Raw genomic sequence first — 15028 nt, forward strand, 5'->3', positions numbered from 1 at the left:
AAGGGGAATTATTTTTATGGCTGCATTTATCACTTCACTAGAGAGTGTTGCTGAAATCGTTATTGTTATCGCCTTAGGATACTGGTTAAGAGGATCCGGTCGTCTAGGTGATGAATTCAAGGGTAATATTTCATTTATTATCATGAAAATTGCTTTACCTGCTTCTATCTTCGTTTCTGTTCTTAAATATTTGAACAGAGATAAATTAGCTAGTTTATCTGGTGGTTTAATTTTTACCTTCGCCAGTTTTACTCTAGGTTACATCGTAGCTTGGATCTTAACTAAAGTATTCCGTATCAGAAAAGGTCGTCGTGGTACTTTCATTAACATGTTCGTTAATGCTAATACTATCTTCATTGGTTTACCATTGAACATGGCTCTATTTGGTACAAAGAGTTTACCTTATTTCCTTGTTTACTATGTTATGAACACAATTTCTACTTGGGCCGTTGGTATCTTCTTCATCTCAAGTGATGATCCAACAGTTGAAAAAGGTGCTAAGAAAGACTTTAACTGGAAGAAACTTCTACCTGCTCCACTTGTTGGTTTCTTAGTTTCATTAGTCTTCTTACTACTAGCAATTCCTGTTCCAGAATGGATCAACAAGACTTTAGACATGGTCGGTGGTATCGTTACACCTATGTCACTTATCTACATTGGTATTATCTTAGCTGATGCTGGTTTGAAATCTATCAAATTTGACCGTGATACAATCCTTGCCTTAGTCGGTAGATTCATCATTGCTCCTGCTTTGATGATCAGTATCATCTTGTTAGGTAAATCAATGATGGGTACTAACTTACCTGCTCTAGAAAGTAGCTCATTCATCATTCAATCTGCTGCTCCTGGACTTGCTGTTCTACCTATCTTGGTTGACCAATCACATGGTGATGTCGACTATGCAACAAACCTTGTTACAACTTCAACCGTTCTATTCGTTATCGTTGTTCCAATTCTTATGCAAGTAGCAAACTTGATCTAATTAAGAACAATTCACACATTCAAAACCTCCTATAAATACCTTTTCACATTCATTTAAAGATTGGGCTTTCCGTGTTCATTCTTTCAACTGATTTTTATATCTAACACATAACAAAAAAGCTCCTGAGCTTGGAATAATCCGAGTTCAGGAGCTTTTTTAATGGTCACGCTTTTTGAATACTTCAATTAGATGTTTTACCAAATTATATTCAGTATTAACTGACATCATCGTATCCTGGGCATGGGTGAATAAAACAGAATACTCCAGTTTCTCACCTTCCGCCTCTTTCTGTATCTTGTCTGTCTGCAATGCATGTGCCGTTAAGAGCTTTTCATGAGCTTGCTTTAATAATTGTTCAGACTCATCATATTTAGCTTCTCCGACCAAATCTAGAGCCTGCATGATAAATTTTCTAGCATCTCCTGAAAAAATAATCATCTGCATTGTTTGGCGTAAATCACTATTATTTTCTGCTTCATTCATCATCTTATTTACCTGTTTCCTTTTTTACTAATTCACGATCATACGCTTTGAAAAAGGGATACCAAATCAAAGTCGCTACCAAAAAGATAATTACTACTAGAATGATTGAACCAATTGTATGTCCATTGATCCAGGTATTAATTGGAAATGGCACATACCACATTTGAAAGACCGCATCAGGTATTCTACCTAAACCAGTTTTTAGTCCTATCCAAACGATAATTGGCAAAATAACACCTTGAATCCACATCGGAATCATCAGATAAGGATTCCAAACAATTGATCCAAAAACTACTGGTTCATTGATATTAAAGATACTAGGAATGATAAAAGCTTTACCCAAAACTTTTAGACGCTGAGATTTGGCTAAAAATAACATCATTAATACTAATGGCATCGTACAACCGACCCCACCGATCCATAAGTATGTTGAGAACATTGTCTCCCCAGTAACAATATTCTGTGCTCCATGGATCTGATTAGCTTGAATAGCGGCTAAATAAACTGGTGTTGTAATTGGCGTTAGAATCCAAGTAGAAATTCCCATTGAATAAATTAAACAATTGATCAACATAACTAACACAAAACCAGGTAAAGTTTCTACAATACTAGCCAATGGAGAAAACATTTGAATAATTACTTGATAAACATTTATTTTCAAAACATTAACTAATATAAAGCCAACAGTAATCACGATACCTATTGGCAGCATCGAATCAAACCAAGCTGTTACAAAATCAGGGATTACTGTATCTTTAGCAAAGAAACTGAATTTACCAAAGAATTCCATAATTAAAGCTGTAAAAATACCACAGACAATGGCAACAAACATTCCTCCAGCCCCAAAGTGGCTGAATTCAAAAGTAGCGCCACCATCTTTAGACATCACTGGATTGGTTAATAATAAAAATAAACCTAATGATGTTAAACCGGAGATAATTCTCTGCTTAGGCAGCTTCTTTTTCTCCATCATGTTGAATGGAATTAAAAATGCCACAAAAATCGAAATAATACCAAAAGTAAAATTACTGATACCTGATAAATCAGGCCACCACTTCCAAATATTAGCGAATAAGCCCAAAAAGGTAATCACTGAACTAACTAGAATAAATGGTAACGTTTGAAGAATTGAATCTTTTAAAATACTGATCCAGATATTCCGACTGATTCGATCCATCTTTGGTGCTACTTTCTCTTTAAAGATTGCCATAAAACTGTTCATTATTATTTCAAATCCTTTTCTCCGTTTTTAGTTGAGTACACTTTGAAGATGTTCCAAAGCTTGCTTTCCATCTAACATTGCATAATAATCAGGATTCATTAGAATTACTTTCTTTTTGGTACCAGATACCACCTGCTTAATTTCTGCTTCCATAAAGGATAAGTGTGGACCAATCATGATAACGTCAGTTTCATCTAAATAATTCTCCAATTCAGCTTCACTACGTGCTTGAATTTGGTAGTCTAACCCTTGTTTTTTTGCAGCTTTGCGCATGCTGACAGCCATAAACCCTGAAGATGCACCTGTACCGCAAACCAATAATACTTTTAAACTCATATTCTCTCCTCAATTGACTAATTTATTTAATGCATTTATTCAATTTAAAGAAGTTAAAAATAGAAGTCAAATTTACCTTTAATAATTCAATCTTCAAGAAATGGCCTTAAATCAACAAAAAAGGCCAACAACTGTCATAAGATTTCGACAATTATTGACCAAAATATCGGTAAAATATTCTATTTTTGAGGTGAAATCAAACCAATCAAACGATTAACTAAATCCGCAACCCGCTTGGAATCACTAGCAATAGCTGCCATATCTCGTTCTTTGACCATAGTATGTGTCACTAATAATAAACTGACAGAATCAGTATCATCATTAAATTTCCCAATTGACAGGTTCACATTATGATCATACATTGGAATGAGTCCTTCTTCGACTTTAACTATCTTTGAACCTTCAGGCATACTCAAGATATAGCTTTTAATTCTCTTTAAGCTAAATTTATCCTGATAAAAACCATAAATAACTGTTAACTCATTCATGATATATTTGATTTCATTATTCATACTTAATCCACTCCCATTAAAATGAAACTGTCTTTACTTATAGTATCTCTCTTATTTCTATAGATTGACAAGGATGATAGGCTTAATTTTCAACACTTTGTTTCAAAACATTGTCAAAACTGGCCCCATAAGTTTCACCAAAAAGATTTAAGTGAGCCAATAAGTAATAAGTTTGATACCAAGGTACTCTTTTTTGCCAATCTTTATCTAAAGGATACAAGTTTTGATAACCCTGATAAAATTCTTCATTGAATCCTCCAAACAACAAAGTCATGGCAATATCCATTTCACGATTGCCAAAGAAAACATCAGGATCAAATAGAATCGGTTGTTGATCCTGTTGAAATCCGACATTACCATTCCATAAATCCCCATGCATCAAGCTTGGTATGATTGGATGAACTTGGTAATACTCTATTAACTTTTCCTCAAATAGGCGCATCATTTTATCTCTTTCATCGTTCCACAAATTCTTCTTCTGAACCTCATTGATTAAAACGTTTAAACGTTGTTGAATATAAAAATCTCCCCAGTTAGCACGCCAAGTATTGATTTTGGGATTCTTAGCATTCAAAACATCATGTCCCAAGCCGAAACGTAATGAATGGCGTTGATGCATCTTTGCTACCAATTGGCCCAAATCATACTGTGAGCCAGTCCCAAAATGAATATAATTCAATATAAGATACCCACTATCACAGAAAGTTCCGCTTCGAACAACTTTAGGAGCATTGGCAACTGAATTGATCAAATTGAGACTCTCGACTTCATGATCAAAAAAGCTCTCGTTATTATCGGGCTGAACTTTTAAAAAATACTCACCCGTATCAGCAATTATCTTAAAAGCTAAATTTATATCGCCTCCAGAAACAGTTTGGACTTCCTCAATTTTGCCCAAATCTAGTTCTTTATACCAACTTTCATCTATCAGCATTAATATCCCTCTTATTCTTTTAGCCTCTGATATAATGATAACTAACTACTACATTAATGAGAAAATTCATCTTGAGGTACATTTTGAAAATAAAAATAATTTCTGAAAGATCCGACGATTTAATAAATCAACTGACAAATGTCTGGGAAGCATCCGTTAGAGCCACTCATTCCTTTTTGTCTGAAACATCGATTCAAGAAATCAAGACATCTTTACCAAAAATTCTACAACAAATCCCTAATTTAATCATCGCAGAGAACGAAAAACCTGTGGCTTTTATGGGCATTTCTCATCAGGAACTTGAGATGCTGTTTGTCGCTCCTGAATTCCGCGGTCATGGCTTAGGTAAACAATTAATTAACTATGGTATTAAAAATTTTGATGTAAACAAATTGACGGTTAACGAACAGAACCCACAGGCTATCGGATTCTACCAACACCTTGGATTCAAAACTTATCGAAGAACTGAAACTGATGATGCCGGCAATCCTTATCCCATTCTATACATGAAAAAATAGAGAATCAAAAACAGCACTTACTTAGAGACGTAATTATGTACGTTTATTCTAAATAAGTGCTGTTTTCATTTTTTATTTGGTATTCTTAATTAAGCGAGCAATATTCTCAGAAACTTGCTGTAGGTTCTTATCAGTATCCTGAATAGCCTTTGACAATTCCTCTACACCAGGTACACAAGTAAAAATTGCATCAATTCCTAAAGGATAAAGCTCCGATATCTTTTCACCAACAGAACCGGCAATTGCAATAACAGTAGCTTGAGGATTAACCGCTTTAGTTGCTTTAGCAACACCAATTGGTGTTTTACCAAATTTGGTTTGAAAGTCAATCTGTCCTTCACCAGTTACTACCACGTCAGCATCTTTTACTTTGTCTTTTAAATCAGTGTAGTCAACCACAATATCGACTCCTGAACGCATTTCTGAATGAGTGAAGGCCAATAATCCAGCTCCCAATCCACCAGCAGCTCCCGCACCAGGTACTTGTTCCAAATCTTTTCCAAGGTCTCTCTTTAGAACCTCAGCATAATGAGACAAAGCCTTATCTAAGAACTCGACCATTTCTTCACTAGCACCCTTTTGAGGACCAAAGACATGACTAGCGCCATTAGGACCCGTTAACGGATTTGTTACATCAGAAGCAATGACAACTTTTACATCAGCTAGTTCTGGTAACATATCTGTAGTGTCGATTTTATCTAGTTTTTCCAACATAGCACCACCATATTGGAGTTCCTGACCTTTTTCATCCAATAAATGAGCACCTAAAGCCTGAGCCATTCCAGCACCACCGTCATTAGTAGCTGACCCGCCAATTCCGATAATAATAGTCTTTGCGCCCTTTTGGATAGCTGACTTTATCAATTCACCAGTTCCAAAGGTTGTTGTAATATAAGGATTTTGAGTAAATTGATTAATATACTGGATTCCACTTGCTTCGGCCATTTCAATCACAGCCACTTTACCATCATCAATCAAGCCATAGTGAGCTTCTGTCTTATACCCCAAAGGATTAGTTACTTCTTCAGTAATAATTTGCCCATTTTTAGCATCTACTAAAGATTGAACGGTTCCCTCACCACCATCAGCCATTGGCACATCAACAAAATCTGCCTCTGGATAAACTTTAGCAAATCCCTTATGCATCGCAGTAGCGACTTCTTTAGCTGTTAATGAATTTTTATATGAATCTGGAGCCAAAACTATTTTCATCATAATCCACCTCTAGAACAAATTTCCATACATTAATGTTGCTACAATCGTCATTGAAAGTCCAACTAGCATTTCCCACAAAACAACGCTCATTCTTTCTTTAAAGTGCATGTCAACGGCTTTGGCTGTTACGTGGAAATAGTTACCATGTGGTAATTGATCGATAACAGTTGCTCCAGTATGAACCATCGCTGCGGCACCTGTACCAGAAATACCAAAGGACATGATTGACTTGCTGAATGAGTTCGATGCCAAAATAACACCAGTAGAAGTTGAAGCTGTTGCTGCGGCCATTAAAATACCGGCAATTGGAGCCAAGAAAGTTCCGGAGATTCCAGAAACCTTTACGATTTCAACTACCTTTTGTGGTAAATCAGATGCTGAAACTAAACCAGCAATCGCACCAGCACCTATCAAAATCAGCACTACATCAGTCATTCGTGCTAATCCACCGGTCATATATTTCAAAAACTTTTTACGTTGTCCCATCGCCAAAGTTCCGATTAAACCGGCAATCGGTAAAATATACATTGCATCTAAGTTGAATGAAGCTAAAGCTTTAATTCCTAGAATGTCACCTACCGGAGTAATCAAAAGTAGAATAACAGCTACCAAAGGTGTCACAATTGCTGCCTTCAAACTTGGTAAATCTTTATCCTCTTTAGTTTCAAACTTATGCTCTGCTGACACGAAAGTTCCTTTATTTTTGATCAATGTTGCCAAAAGTACTGTTACGATCAAACCAACGATAGCTGGTACAAAATCTGCGATCATAACTTGTGAAAGTTCAACATTAAAACCCTTAGCAGCCGCAATTGTATTAGGATTAGGTGAAATGATATTTCCAGCCTTACCACCACCAGAAAGAGCTACTAATAATGAAAGTTTACTGTAATGCATCTTCTGCCCAACTTCTAGAGCAATCGGTGCCACAATCAATACAGCTACGGGAATAAAAATCCCTACACCTGTTAAAACCATCGTCGATAAAGCCAACGCCAAAATGGCCAACTTATCACTAAAATGATTAACAATATTAGATGCAATTACGTTAGCTGCACCTGATTCCATCATAACTCCGGCTAAAACTCCAGCCGCAATAACACGGATAATCGTCCCCATAACACCAGAACTACCTTTGACAATTACATCGGTTGTCTGTGAAAGATTCATTCCTCCAATTAAGCAACCAACAATTGCCCCAAAAATTAATGCATAAATAGGATTAACCCTGAATAAAATCAATCCAATTGCTAAAAGCAAGCCTAACAAGGCTGCCCACCAAGCAATAACCATTTTTAAATATCCTCCTCAAAAACACGGTAATTGTTAAATATTGAACAATTATTAACTTTTGTATAATACCTTGATAAATTTTCTAAATCAATGTACACATGCACAAAAATAATTGGATAATATATTAAAAAATAATGTGATTTCTTGATAAATCAATGTTTTTAAAATTTAAAATAATGTAAAATATTTATATGCACAAATAATGGATTTAAGCTTTTATGTAAGTTTGCTTAATCTTTAACAAGGATAAAATTATGAAATTAGACCCCAAATTAGCTCAATCCATTGTTGATCGAATGATGGAAAGCATCCCTTATAATATTAATATGATGAACGAGAAAGGTTATATCATCGCTAGTGGCAATAAAGAGCGTATCAATACTCTTCATATTGGTGCCATTGAAACTATTGAAAGTGGCAAGACTAAACCTATGGTTGAATCCTTTGGTAAATTCGGTCAACCTGGTGTGAACATCCCAGTCGAATTTCAAGGTAAAACGATTGGCGTTATTGGCATTACCGGCGATCCTGAAAAGGTTACTCCCTTAGCCTCTCTACTCAAGGTATCAACTGAATTACTGATTACCCAGATCAATAGCTCTAAGGCCGAAAATCAACGTAAGGAATCACTGAATCATTTTCTTTATCAATGGACCACTATCGACAATATTTCTGAAAATGCTGAATTAAAATCTCGAGCTCAAGCTTTGAATATCAATCTAGAATTAAAACGCTATGCCGTTATTCTCGAAACAGATAATCAACCAACGATTTTTGAAGGTGACTTCTACTTCAGTAAGACACCGCATCAACAATTGATTATTACTCGTAATACCGAAAATTTAGAAAAGTACTTAAAATTCAGTCAACTTAATCAAATCGTGATTGGCATCAGTAATCAAAGTACTAATTTAAAAAAAGCCGTTCAACAAGCGATTGATACTATTAAAGTTGTTTATGAATTGCAATTGACCGATATTTATTATTATCACCAAATCAGCTTTCTAAATAAATTACTCCAAAGTCAGCTCCACTCGGCCAAAATCATCAATAACTTTAAAAATTTGCTTAAAACCAGAGCCGGAACTGAATTAATTGATACCCTCGATTGTTATTTCAAATCAAATGGTAATGTGACCGACACTTCAACTAGATTGAATGTTCATCGAAACACGACTAATTATCGGTTGAACAAAATTTCCGACTACTTCAACCTTGATTTGCATGATATTACAGACATGTTAGAATTGTATACCAACTACTTACACTTTAAAAAATATCTTTATGAGCATTAATTTTCTTTACTATTTATCTCATAACTAGACTTTTTTAAGAATTATGTTTACCATTTTCACGAATACTAATAATTAATATTGCGAGGCTTAATAATGGTATTAATGGATCTTAGTTATCGTACAAATTACTTACATACTTACTTTAAGACTTCCGTAGTTATTCCTGATACTAATGAACCAGATTACACAGTAGTCTGGTTACTACACGGCTATACCGGCGACAGCACTGCTTGGAGTAAACACGTCTATATAGAGGAAATTGCTCGTAAATATAATATGGCCATCATCATGCCTGACGGATTAAATTCCTTTTATTCTGATTCCAAATTCATTCCTTATTATTCTTTCTTTATGGATGAATTTATCCCTAAAATGCAGAGCATTCTGCCTATTTCTAAAGACCCCGCCAAAAATTATATAGTCGGTTCAAGTATGGGTGGTTATGGTGCTTTGAAATTTGCTTTTAAAAATCCAGACAAATTTGGTAAAGTTGCAGCTTTATCACCTATTACCGATATTGAACATTTTCGTGATAATCCTAAGTGCCCTATGGCAAAAAACACCTTTAATGCTATTTTTGATAGTCCCGAAAATATTGCCAAAAATCAATTGATCAATATCTATAATAATCGTCAACCCAAATTACCTATTTTAACTCTCTGTGGCGATACTGATTTTATGCATGAAGATAATGTCATGTTTAAAAACTTCCTATCTATTCACGCCAAAGGTCATTACACTTGGATGCCAGTTGAGGGTGATCACTCCTGGAAAGTCTGGAGTAGTAACATTCAAAATATTTTCGACTGGCTATCGTAAACCCTCTATAAATATATTCATAAAATGATATTATGAGTATGAAATCTTTATTATGGAAGAAGCCTTTATCATGCAAAAAAAATATCTTACTTTCGACTGCTATGGTACTTTACTAAATGAAAATAATACTTATGATGAAATTGAAAAACTTGCTCGTCAAATCGGTGTCGATCCAAAACGTGCTCGCCAACGTTTTCAAACTTACCAAGATGATCGTAATAATATGCATCCCTATTTAGATTACGATTTACTTACTCGAAATAATCTAATTCATCTAGATTACCAATTTGGTTTAGAACATCAATTTGAAAAGTACTTTGTTGACGTGCTTATTGCTCATCAAAACTTAAAACCATTTCCAGAAGTGATCGAAACATTACGGACTCTTAGTGACCGTGATTATCAACTTATCATTATGTCAAATTCTTCATGGGATATTATTGATAAAAATGTTCAGAGTCTCAAAGTTCCATTTGATGTTTGGACGGCTGAAGATGTTCACGCATATAAACCTGATCTACATTTTTTCAAAACTGTTGAAAAAGAATACGGCTTTACTCCTGAAAATCATTGGCATATTGCCGAAGGTTACGACAGTGACATTATCTCTGCTGACAAAATGAATTGGCCTTCTATTTGGGTCAATCGTCCACAGATTGAGGCGTCAACTTCCATTCAACCAACGCATATGGTTACTGATTTGGCAGAAACATTAAAATTCCTAAAATAATTGATAACAAAATACCAACCAATTTACTTCTAATATTGGTTGGTATTTTTATATAAAACATAACTGCTGTTCTATAATTAACGTAATAACGATTATTAGAAAGTGAGGTTTCTTCATGAAATACATTACATTTAATCATCAAAATACTTCCGCTATCGGTATTGGTACTTGGCACCTTGGCGAGGGCAATCAAGCCCAAACCGAAGCAGAAATGCAAACCATTAGATATGGTTTAGATCATGGCATTAACTTAATTGATACCGCCGAAATGTATGGCGAGGGATTATCCGAAACTTTAGTTGGCAATGTCATGAAAGATTATCATCGTGAAGATTTACAATTGGTTTCTAAATTCTATCCTTTCCATGCCACACCAAAACTAATTGAAACAAGTCTCAAAGCGAGTCTTAAGCGGCTACAAACTGACTACTTAGATCTCTACCTACTTCATTGGCGTGGTGACACTCCACTTTCTGAAACAATTTTTGGATTAGAGAAAATGGTTCAGGCTGGTCTCATTAAAAATTGGGGTGTTTCTAATTTTGATTTGGCCGACTTAAAAGAACTAACCAGTTTGGAAAACGGTCAAAACTGCCGTATCAATGAGGATCTTTACAATATTGGTAGTCGGGGGATTGAATATTCAATTTTACCATGGCAAAAACAGCATGACATGTCCTTTGTCGGATATTCACCATTTGGTTCCGATGGTAGCGAGTATTTAAACATTAAACCAGTTATCAAGAAAATGGCTCAATCTAAAAATATTTCTATTCACCAATTACTTTTGGCTTGGGTTATTCGAAATCACGATTTACTTAGCATCCCTAAAACTGGTTCAGTGGCACATATGCAAAGTAATCTAGCCGCAATAGATGTTCAATTCACAAAAGATGAATTGGAACTTTTGGATAAAAGTTATCCTAAACCTACTCAAGAACCATCTCTTGAAACTATTTAAACAGAATTTATCAACAAATAGAAAAAGGTGCTTATATTAACCATTTAGCTTTGGTTGATATGAGCACCTTTTTTAATTTTAAAATAAAAAGATATGTTATGTCCCTAAATTATTTTTCTTATTTCTAACTCTAGATTTGCCATTTCTACAACATCGACTGCACATTCAGAACCCTTGTTTCCTGACTTACCACCAGCCCGATTGAGTGCTTGAGCCATATTTTCTGTAGTCAAAATACCATACATTACCGGAACCGATCCATTTAGTGAAGTTTGACTGACACCTACAGCCGATTCAGCGCAAACATAATCAAAGTGTGCCGTCTCACCCTTCACAACTGCTCCTAAGGCAATGATTCCATCAAATCGTCCACTTTCAGATAGCAGCTTAACAATTCGAGGAATTTCCATTGCTCCGGGAACTTTGACTACGGTAATATTCTGTTTAGCAACATTCAGTTGCCATAATTTTTCCTGAGCACCTTTTAATAACTTGCTTGTCACGATCTCATTGAATTTAGCCACTACGATAGCTATTTTTAGATTCTCACCGTTTAATTGTCCTATAATTTCTGGCATTTTATTTAACCTCACTTAATAAATGATGAAATTTCTGTTTTTTGGTTTCTAGATAATGTTGATCATGAACATTAGGTTTCATCTCTAATGGTACACGACTAACTTCAATCCCCATCTGTTGCAATTGCTCAATTTTATCGGGATTATTAGTTAGCAATGAAACAGATTTAATTTTCAATTGTCCCAACACAGCCGCTGCAATCCGATAATTTCGTTGATCAGCGGGAAATCCTAATTTTTCATTAGCTTCAACCGTATCTAATCCTTTATCCTGCAGTTGATAAGCTCGTAACTTATTTATCAAACCAATTCCTCGGCCTTCTTGATTCAAATAAATCAATGCTCCAGAACCGTTCTTCTCGATTTTTCGTAAGGCACTTGCCAACTGTTCACCACAATCACAGCGTTCTGAACCTAAGACATCACCAGTGAAACACTCTGAATGGATTCGCGTTAAAACGGATTTCTGCTGCGCAATTTGACCTTTATAAATTACTAATACCGGCTCATCTTTGAAAGTGAATGACTTCAAACGAAAATGGCCATACTTAGTTGGTAAATCAACATCTGAAACTTCAGTCAAAACATTGTTATCACAGGCAAAACGATAATTAACAATATCTGCAATTGTGATTAGAGACATATGATGTTCTTGGGCAAAAGCTTTTAACTCTGGTCTACGAGCCATTTTGCCATCTTCCTTAACAATCTCACAAATATAAGCAACTGGTGATGCCTGAACTAATTTGGTTAAATCCACTGCTGCTTCAGTATGTCCATCACGTTCTAATACACCATTGTCTTTCGCGATTAATGGAAAAATATGTCCTGGATGATAAAAGTCTTCAGGATCATTAGAAGTTGCCAACTCTTTAAGAGTCTTTGCACGATCAAAAGCTGAAATACCAGTTGTCGTTGTCTTGGTATCCGTACTAATTGTAAAAGCTGTATTAAAGGCGTCATGCGAGTTCGTCATCAAATGTAGGCCTAACTTTTTGGCACGATCAGAACTCATTGGTGCACAGAGTAAACCTCTAGCATGCTTGATCATGAAGTTAACTGTTTCAGGAGTTACAAAGTCAGCCAAGCCAACCATATCACCCTCAGCTTCACGTTCTGTTGAATCAGCCACAATAATTAGTTTGCCTTGCCTTAACTCCTCAATAGCACGTTCTACTTTTTGAATAGTTGTCTTAATTGTCATTTTGATACCCCCGTTGAAAAGCTTGATTAATGTATTTTCCTAAAATATCCGTTTCCAAATTGACCGTCTGTCCAATACTTAAAGCACTCAAAACAGTTTCTTTGCTGGTATAAGGAATAATTCCAACTTGGAAATTTTGTTTAGTTACTTTTATCAAAGTTAGACTGACACCGTTAATGGCAATTGACCCTTTCTCAACTAGATCTGGTAGGTATTCTGGTGCAATCGAAAAAGTCAGTAAGGTTGAATTCCCAGCAATTTCTTTTTGAATTAATTTACCCGTGGTATCAATATGTCCCAAAACAAAATGACCACCCATCTCATCAGTAGGTTTCAATGCTGGCTCCAAATCAACCTTTTCATCAGGAGTGAAGTCCGCAATATTAGTTCGTTTGACTGTCTCTGGCATAACCTCAACTTGAAATTGCTGCGCCTCTTGATTCGTAACCGTTAAACAGATACCGTCTATCGAAATACTGTCTCCCAAATGAACTGATTCCAAGTGATGCCCAATTGTCAAAATAAAATTGTCTTTAGATTCCTTTATCGCTATCACTCGACCGATATCCTTTACTATGCCTGTAAACATTAGTCTATCCTCCACGTTGTTATTTTTAGATTAGAATCCAATTTTTCCACGTTTAAATCGCTAAATTGCATGGAGGGTATTTTTTTATCCCATATAGCCGGCAATCCATGACCAAAGACCTTATTAGCCAAATAAACTACAATTTTATCCACCAGACCTTGCTCCACAAAATCAGCCTGAAGATGACTACCACCCTCGATCAATACTGACTCAGACCCTTTTTAGTAAATAATTCAATAACCTTTTGCGGATTCCACTCGCCAACAAACACTTGCACATTCTTAGGCAGTTCATACTGACTTTTAGTTGTGCTAAAGAACCAAATTGGTTCCTGAGATTGAAACAAACGACTGTTCGAATCAACTGTATTGATATCTCGCACCATTACCGCCCGAATTGGTGGAAACATTAAGCTTTGACTACGAACCGTTAATCTCGGGTTGTCAATCTTCAATGTATTTTCACCGATTAAAATCACTTGATTCTGACTACGTAGTTTTTGAGAATCTTCATAAGACTTTTGATTAGAAATTAAAGATCTAATTTTTTTATCTTGATTAACTTTTCCATCCAAAGTCATCGCATACTTTACTGTAATCAGCGGTCGTTTATTTTTGTAAAAAAAGTTGTAAGCAGTATTCAAATTTGTCGAAACATTAAGGTTCTCAACTGTAACATTGTGATCTTGTAAATATTTGATTCCTCTTCCACTAACGATTGGATTAGGATCGACTTGGCCAATCACCACTTTTTTAATTCCCACCTTAACAATCTTTTGAACACAAGGAGGAGTTTTACCAAAGTGTGAACACGGCTCTAAAGTTACGTATAGCGTTGCTCCTTTAGCTTCAGATATATCGGCCAAGTTCTTTAAGGCATTAACTTCAGCATGTGCCTGGCCAAACGTTTCATGATGACCCTGACTCAATATTTGGTTATTCTTAACCAAAACGGCACCAACTTGTGGATTTGTCCACGTATTCTGTCCCTTTTTAGCTTCCAAAAAAGCCAATTTCATAAATTTTTCCAATTCTTATTCACCCCACAAAAAAAGCCCCGCAATTATGTTTGCAGGGCTTCCAAGATAAGCTAAATAAGACCTCATACGAGAGCAGTCCAAAAAAGACTTATCAATAGCATGAAATATTATTTTCTTCTACCATCCTGACTTTACAGTCGGTTCTAGACTTTCACTAGATCCACCGCTTGCGCGGGTCACGGACTCCAATTTCTAAGAATTGTTACCGTCGGTCGGGAATTACACCCTGCCCCGAAGAAATCTATTCAGTTTTCAAAAACGATAGTACTATAAAAATATTATTTTGACAAATATAGTTTTATTATATTTTATTTAATA

At 35.5% G+C, this 15028-nt stretch carries 18 protein-coding genes and 1 riboswitch; of the genes, 6 read left to right on the forward strand and 12 right to left on the reverse strand.

The genetic code is table 11. The annotated features are described in order from the left end of the window. Positions 1–16 precede the first annotated feature (16 nt). Positions 17–982: an AEC family transporter gene (locus LKACC16343_RS02075; RefSeq protein WP_056952230.1), complete on the forward strand. Its 966-nt coding sequence runs from the start codon at positions 17–19 to the stop codon at positions 980–982. Positions 983–1138: 156 nt separating this feature from the next. Here the strand turns inward: LKACC16343_RS02075 and LKACC16343_RS02080 are convergent, their stop codons facing one another. The 5 genes from LKACC16343_RS02080 to LKACC16343_RS02100 form a co-directional block, all read right to left on the reverse strand. After that, positions 1139–1468, reverse strand: a complete 330-nt coding sequence (locus tag LKACC16343_RS02080; RefSeq protein ID WP_056952227.1) for a PTS lactose/cellobiose transporter subunit IIA — start codon at positions 1466–1468, stop codon at positions 1139–1141. A gap of 1 nt (position 1469) precedes the next feature. After that, positions 1470–2687 (reverse strand): PTS sugar transporter subunit IIC, encoded by a 1218-nt coding sequence (locus tag LKACC16343_RS02085; RefSeq protein ID WP_056952223.1) that lies wholly within the window; start codon positions 2685–2687, stop codon positions 1470–1472. Between the two features lie 27 nt (positions 2688–2714). Then, positions 2715–3023, reverse strand: coding sequence for a PTS sugar transporter subunit IIB (locus LKACC16343_RS02090; protein ID WP_056952220.1), 309 nt, complete (start codon positions 3021–3023; stop codon positions 2715–2717). A 179-nt stretch (positions 3024–3202) separates the two neighbouring features. Beyond that, complete coding sequence (locus LKACC16343_RS02095) at positions 3203–3535, reverse strand: hypothetical protein (protein ID WP_056952218.1); 333 nt, start codon at positions 3533–3535, stop codon at positions 3203–3205. 82 nt (positions 3536–3617) lie between these two features. Continuing rightward, positions 3618–4469 (reverse strand): fructosamine kinase family protein, encoded by an 852-nt coding sequence (locus LKACC16343_RS02100; protein ID WP_056952215.1) that lies wholly within the window; start codon positions 4467–4469, stop codon positions 3618–3620. An 83-nt stretch (positions 4470–4552) separates the two neighbouring features. On the opposite strand from LKACC16343_RS02100, the gene LKACC16343_RS02105 reads away from it, so the two are divergent. After that, positions 4553–4987, forward strand: coding sequence for a GNAT family N-acetyltransferase (locus LKACC16343_RS02105; protein WP_056952212.1), 435 nt, complete (start codon positions 4553–4555; stop codon positions 4985–4987). 72 nt (positions 4988–5059) lie between these two features. Here the strand turns inward: LKACC16343_RS02105 and LKACC16343_RS02110 are convergent, their stop codons facing one another. Beyond that, positions 5060–6199, reverse strand: a complete 1140-nt coding sequence (locus LKACC16343_RS02110) for a glycerate kinase family protein (RefSeq protein WP_056952210.1) — start codon at positions 6197–6199, stop codon at positions 5060–5062. A gap of 12 nt (positions 6200–6211) precedes the next feature. Further along, positions 6212–7495, reverse strand: a complete 1284-nt coding sequence (locus tag LKACC16343_RS02115) for a GntP family permease (RefSeq protein WP_056952206.1) — start codon at positions 7493–7495, stop codon at positions 6212–6214. Positions 7496–7749: 254 nt separating this feature from the next. Here LKACC16343_RS02115 and LKACC16343_RS02120 point away from each other — a divergent pair, with 254 nt between their 5' ends. The 4 genes from LKACC16343_RS02120 (at position 7750) to LKACC16343_RS02135 (ending at position 11300) form a co-directional block, all read left to right on the forward strand. Next, on the forward strand, positions 7750–8790 hold the full coding sequence (locus LKACC16343_RS02120) for a CdaR family transcriptional regulator (protein ID WP_056952203.1): 1041 nt from the start codon (positions 7750–7752) through the stop codon (positions 8788–8790). A 93-nt stretch (positions 8791–8883) separates the two neighbouring features. Further along, positions 8884–9609 carry an alpha/beta hydrolase gene (locus LKACC16343_RS02125; protein WP_056952200.1) on the forward strand — a complete coding sequence of 242 codons (726 nt, stop codon included), beginning with the start codon at positions 8884–8886 and terminating at the stop codon, positions 9607–9609. 70 nt (positions 9610–9679) lie between these two features. Beyond that, positions 9680–10339, forward strand: a complete 660-nt coding sequence (locus tag LKACC16343_RS02130; protein WP_056952972.1) for an HAD family hydrolase — start codon at positions 9680–9682, stop codon at positions 10337–10339. Positions 10340–10454: 115 nt separating this feature from the next. Continuing rightward, positions 10455–11300: an aldo/keto reductase gene (locus LKACC16343_RS02135; protein ID WP_056952197.1), complete on the forward strand. Its 846-nt coding sequence runs from the start codon at positions 10455–10457 to the stop codon at positions 11298–11300. A gap of 104 nt (positions 11301–11404) precedes the next feature. On the opposite strand, the gene ribH is transcribed toward LKACC16343_RS02135, so the two are convergent. The 5 genes from ribH to ribD are packed head-to-tail and all read right to left on the reverse strand — an operon-like array spanning position 11405 to position 14701. Then, positions 11405–11878, reverse strand: a complete 474-nt coding sequence (gene ribH, locus LKACC16343_RS02140; protein WP_056952194.1) for a 6,7-dimethyl-8-ribityllumazine synthase — start codon at positions 11876–11878, stop codon at positions 11405–11407. Between the two features lies 1 nt (position 11879). Next, the gene (locus tag LKACC16343_RS02145; protein ID WP_056952191.1) at positions 11880–13082 is read right to left on the reverse strand and encodes a bifunctional 3,4-dihydroxy-2-butanone-4-phosphate synthase/GTP cyclohydrolase II; all 1203 of its coding nucleotides are present in this window, start codon (positions 13080–13082) and stop codon (positions 11880–11882) included. Further along, positions 13072–13671: a riboflavin synthase gene (gene ribE / locus LKACC16343_RS02150; protein WP_056952188.1), complete on the reverse strand. Its 600-nt coding sequence runs from the start codon at positions 13669–13671 to the stop codon at positions 13072–13074. The genes LKACC16343_RS02145 and ribE overlap by 11 nt, the downstream gene beginning before the upstream one ends. Further along, the gene (locus tag LKACC16343_RS14480) at positions 13671–13838 is read right to left on the reverse strand and encodes a hypothetical protein (protein ID WP_321197783.1); all 168 of its coding nucleotides are present in this window, start codon (positions 13836–13838) and stop codon (positions 13671–13673) included. Before LKACC16343_RS14480 ends, ribE begins: the two co-directional genes overlap by 1 nt. Before the next feature lie 32 nt (positions 13839–13870). Continuing rightward, positions 13871–14701, reverse strand: coding sequence for a bifunctional diaminohydroxyphosphoribosylaminopyrimidine deaminase/5-amino-6-(5-phosphoribosylamino)uracil reductase RibD (gene ribD / locus LKACC16343_RS02155; RefSeq protein WP_256970543.1), 831 nt, complete (start codon positions 14699–14701; stop codon positions 13871–13873). Between the two features lie 117 nt (positions 14702–14818). Beyond that, positions 14819–14953, reverse strand: a riboswitch (FMN riboswitch). Positions 14954–15028 lie beyond the last annotated feature (75 nt).

Origin of the sequence: Companilactobacillus bobalius (genome assembly GCF_002179915.1) — a bacterium.
Lineage (GTDB): Bacteria > Bacillota > Bacilli > Lactobacillales > Lactobacillaceae > Companilactobacillus > Companilactobacillus bobalius.

Bases quoted from the DNA above. Each gene is read 5' to 3' on its own strand.
- LKACC16343_RS02115 (WP_056952206.1), bottom strand. From the start codon at position 7,495: ATGGTTATTGCTTGGTGGGCAGCCTTGTTAGGCTTGCTTTTAGCAATT.
- LKACC16343_RS02100 (WP_056952215.1), bottom strand. From the start codon at position 4,469: ATGCTGATAGATGAAAGTTGGTATAAAGAACTAGATTTGGGCAAAATT.
- LKACC16343_RS02135 (WP_056952197.1), top strand. From the start codon at position 10,455: ATGAAATACATTACATTTAATCATCAAAATACTTCCGCTATCGGTATT.
- LKACC16343_RS02080 (WP_056952227.1), bottom strand. From the start codon at position 1,468: ATGATGAATGAAGCAGAAAATAATAGTGATTTACGCCAAACAATGCAG.
- LKACC16343_RS02085 (WP_056952223.1), bottom strand. From the start codon at position 2,687: ATGAACAGTTTTATGGCAATCTTTAAAGAGAAAGTAGCACCAAAGATG.
- LKACC16343_RS02110 (WP_056952210.1), bottom strand. From the start codon at position 6,199: ATGAAAATAGTTTTGGCTCCAGATTCATATAAAAATTCATTAACAGCT.
- LKACC16343_RS02095 (WP_056952218.1), bottom strand. From the start codon at position 3,535: ATGAATAATGAAATCAAATATATCATGAATGAGTTAACAGTTATTTAT.
- LKACC16343_RS02090 (WP_056952220.1), bottom strand. From the start codon at position 3,023: ATGAGTTTAAAAGTATTATTGGTTTGCGGTACAGGTGCATCTTCAGGG.
- LKACC16343_RS02075 (WP_056952230.1), top strand. From the start codon at position 17: ATGGCTGCATTTATCACTTCACTAGAGAGTGTTGCTGAAATCGTTATT.
- LKACC16343_RS02125 (WP_056952200.1), top strand. From the start codon at position 8,884: ATGGTATTAATGGATCTTAGTTATCGTACAAATTACTTACATACTTAC.
- LKACC16343_RS02130 (WP_056952972.1), top strand. From the start codon at position 9,680: ATGCAAAAAAAATATCTTACTTTCGACTGCTATGGTACTTTACTAAAT.
- LKACC16343_RS02120 (WP_056952203.1), top strand. From the start codon at position 7,750: ATGAAATTAGACCCCAAATTAGCTCAATCCATTGTTGATCGAATGATG.
- LKACC16343_RS02145 (WP_056952191.1), bottom strand. From the start codon at position 13,082: ATGACAATTAAGACAACTATTCAAAAAGTAGAACGTGCTATTGAGGAG.
- ribE (WP_056952188.1), bottom strand. From the start codon at position 13,671: ATGTTTACAGGCATAGTAAAGGATATCGGTCGAGTGATAGCGATAAAG.
- ribH (WP_056952194.1), bottom strand. From the start codon at position 11,878: ATGCCAGAAATTATAGGACAATTAAACGGTGAGAATCTAAAAATAGCT.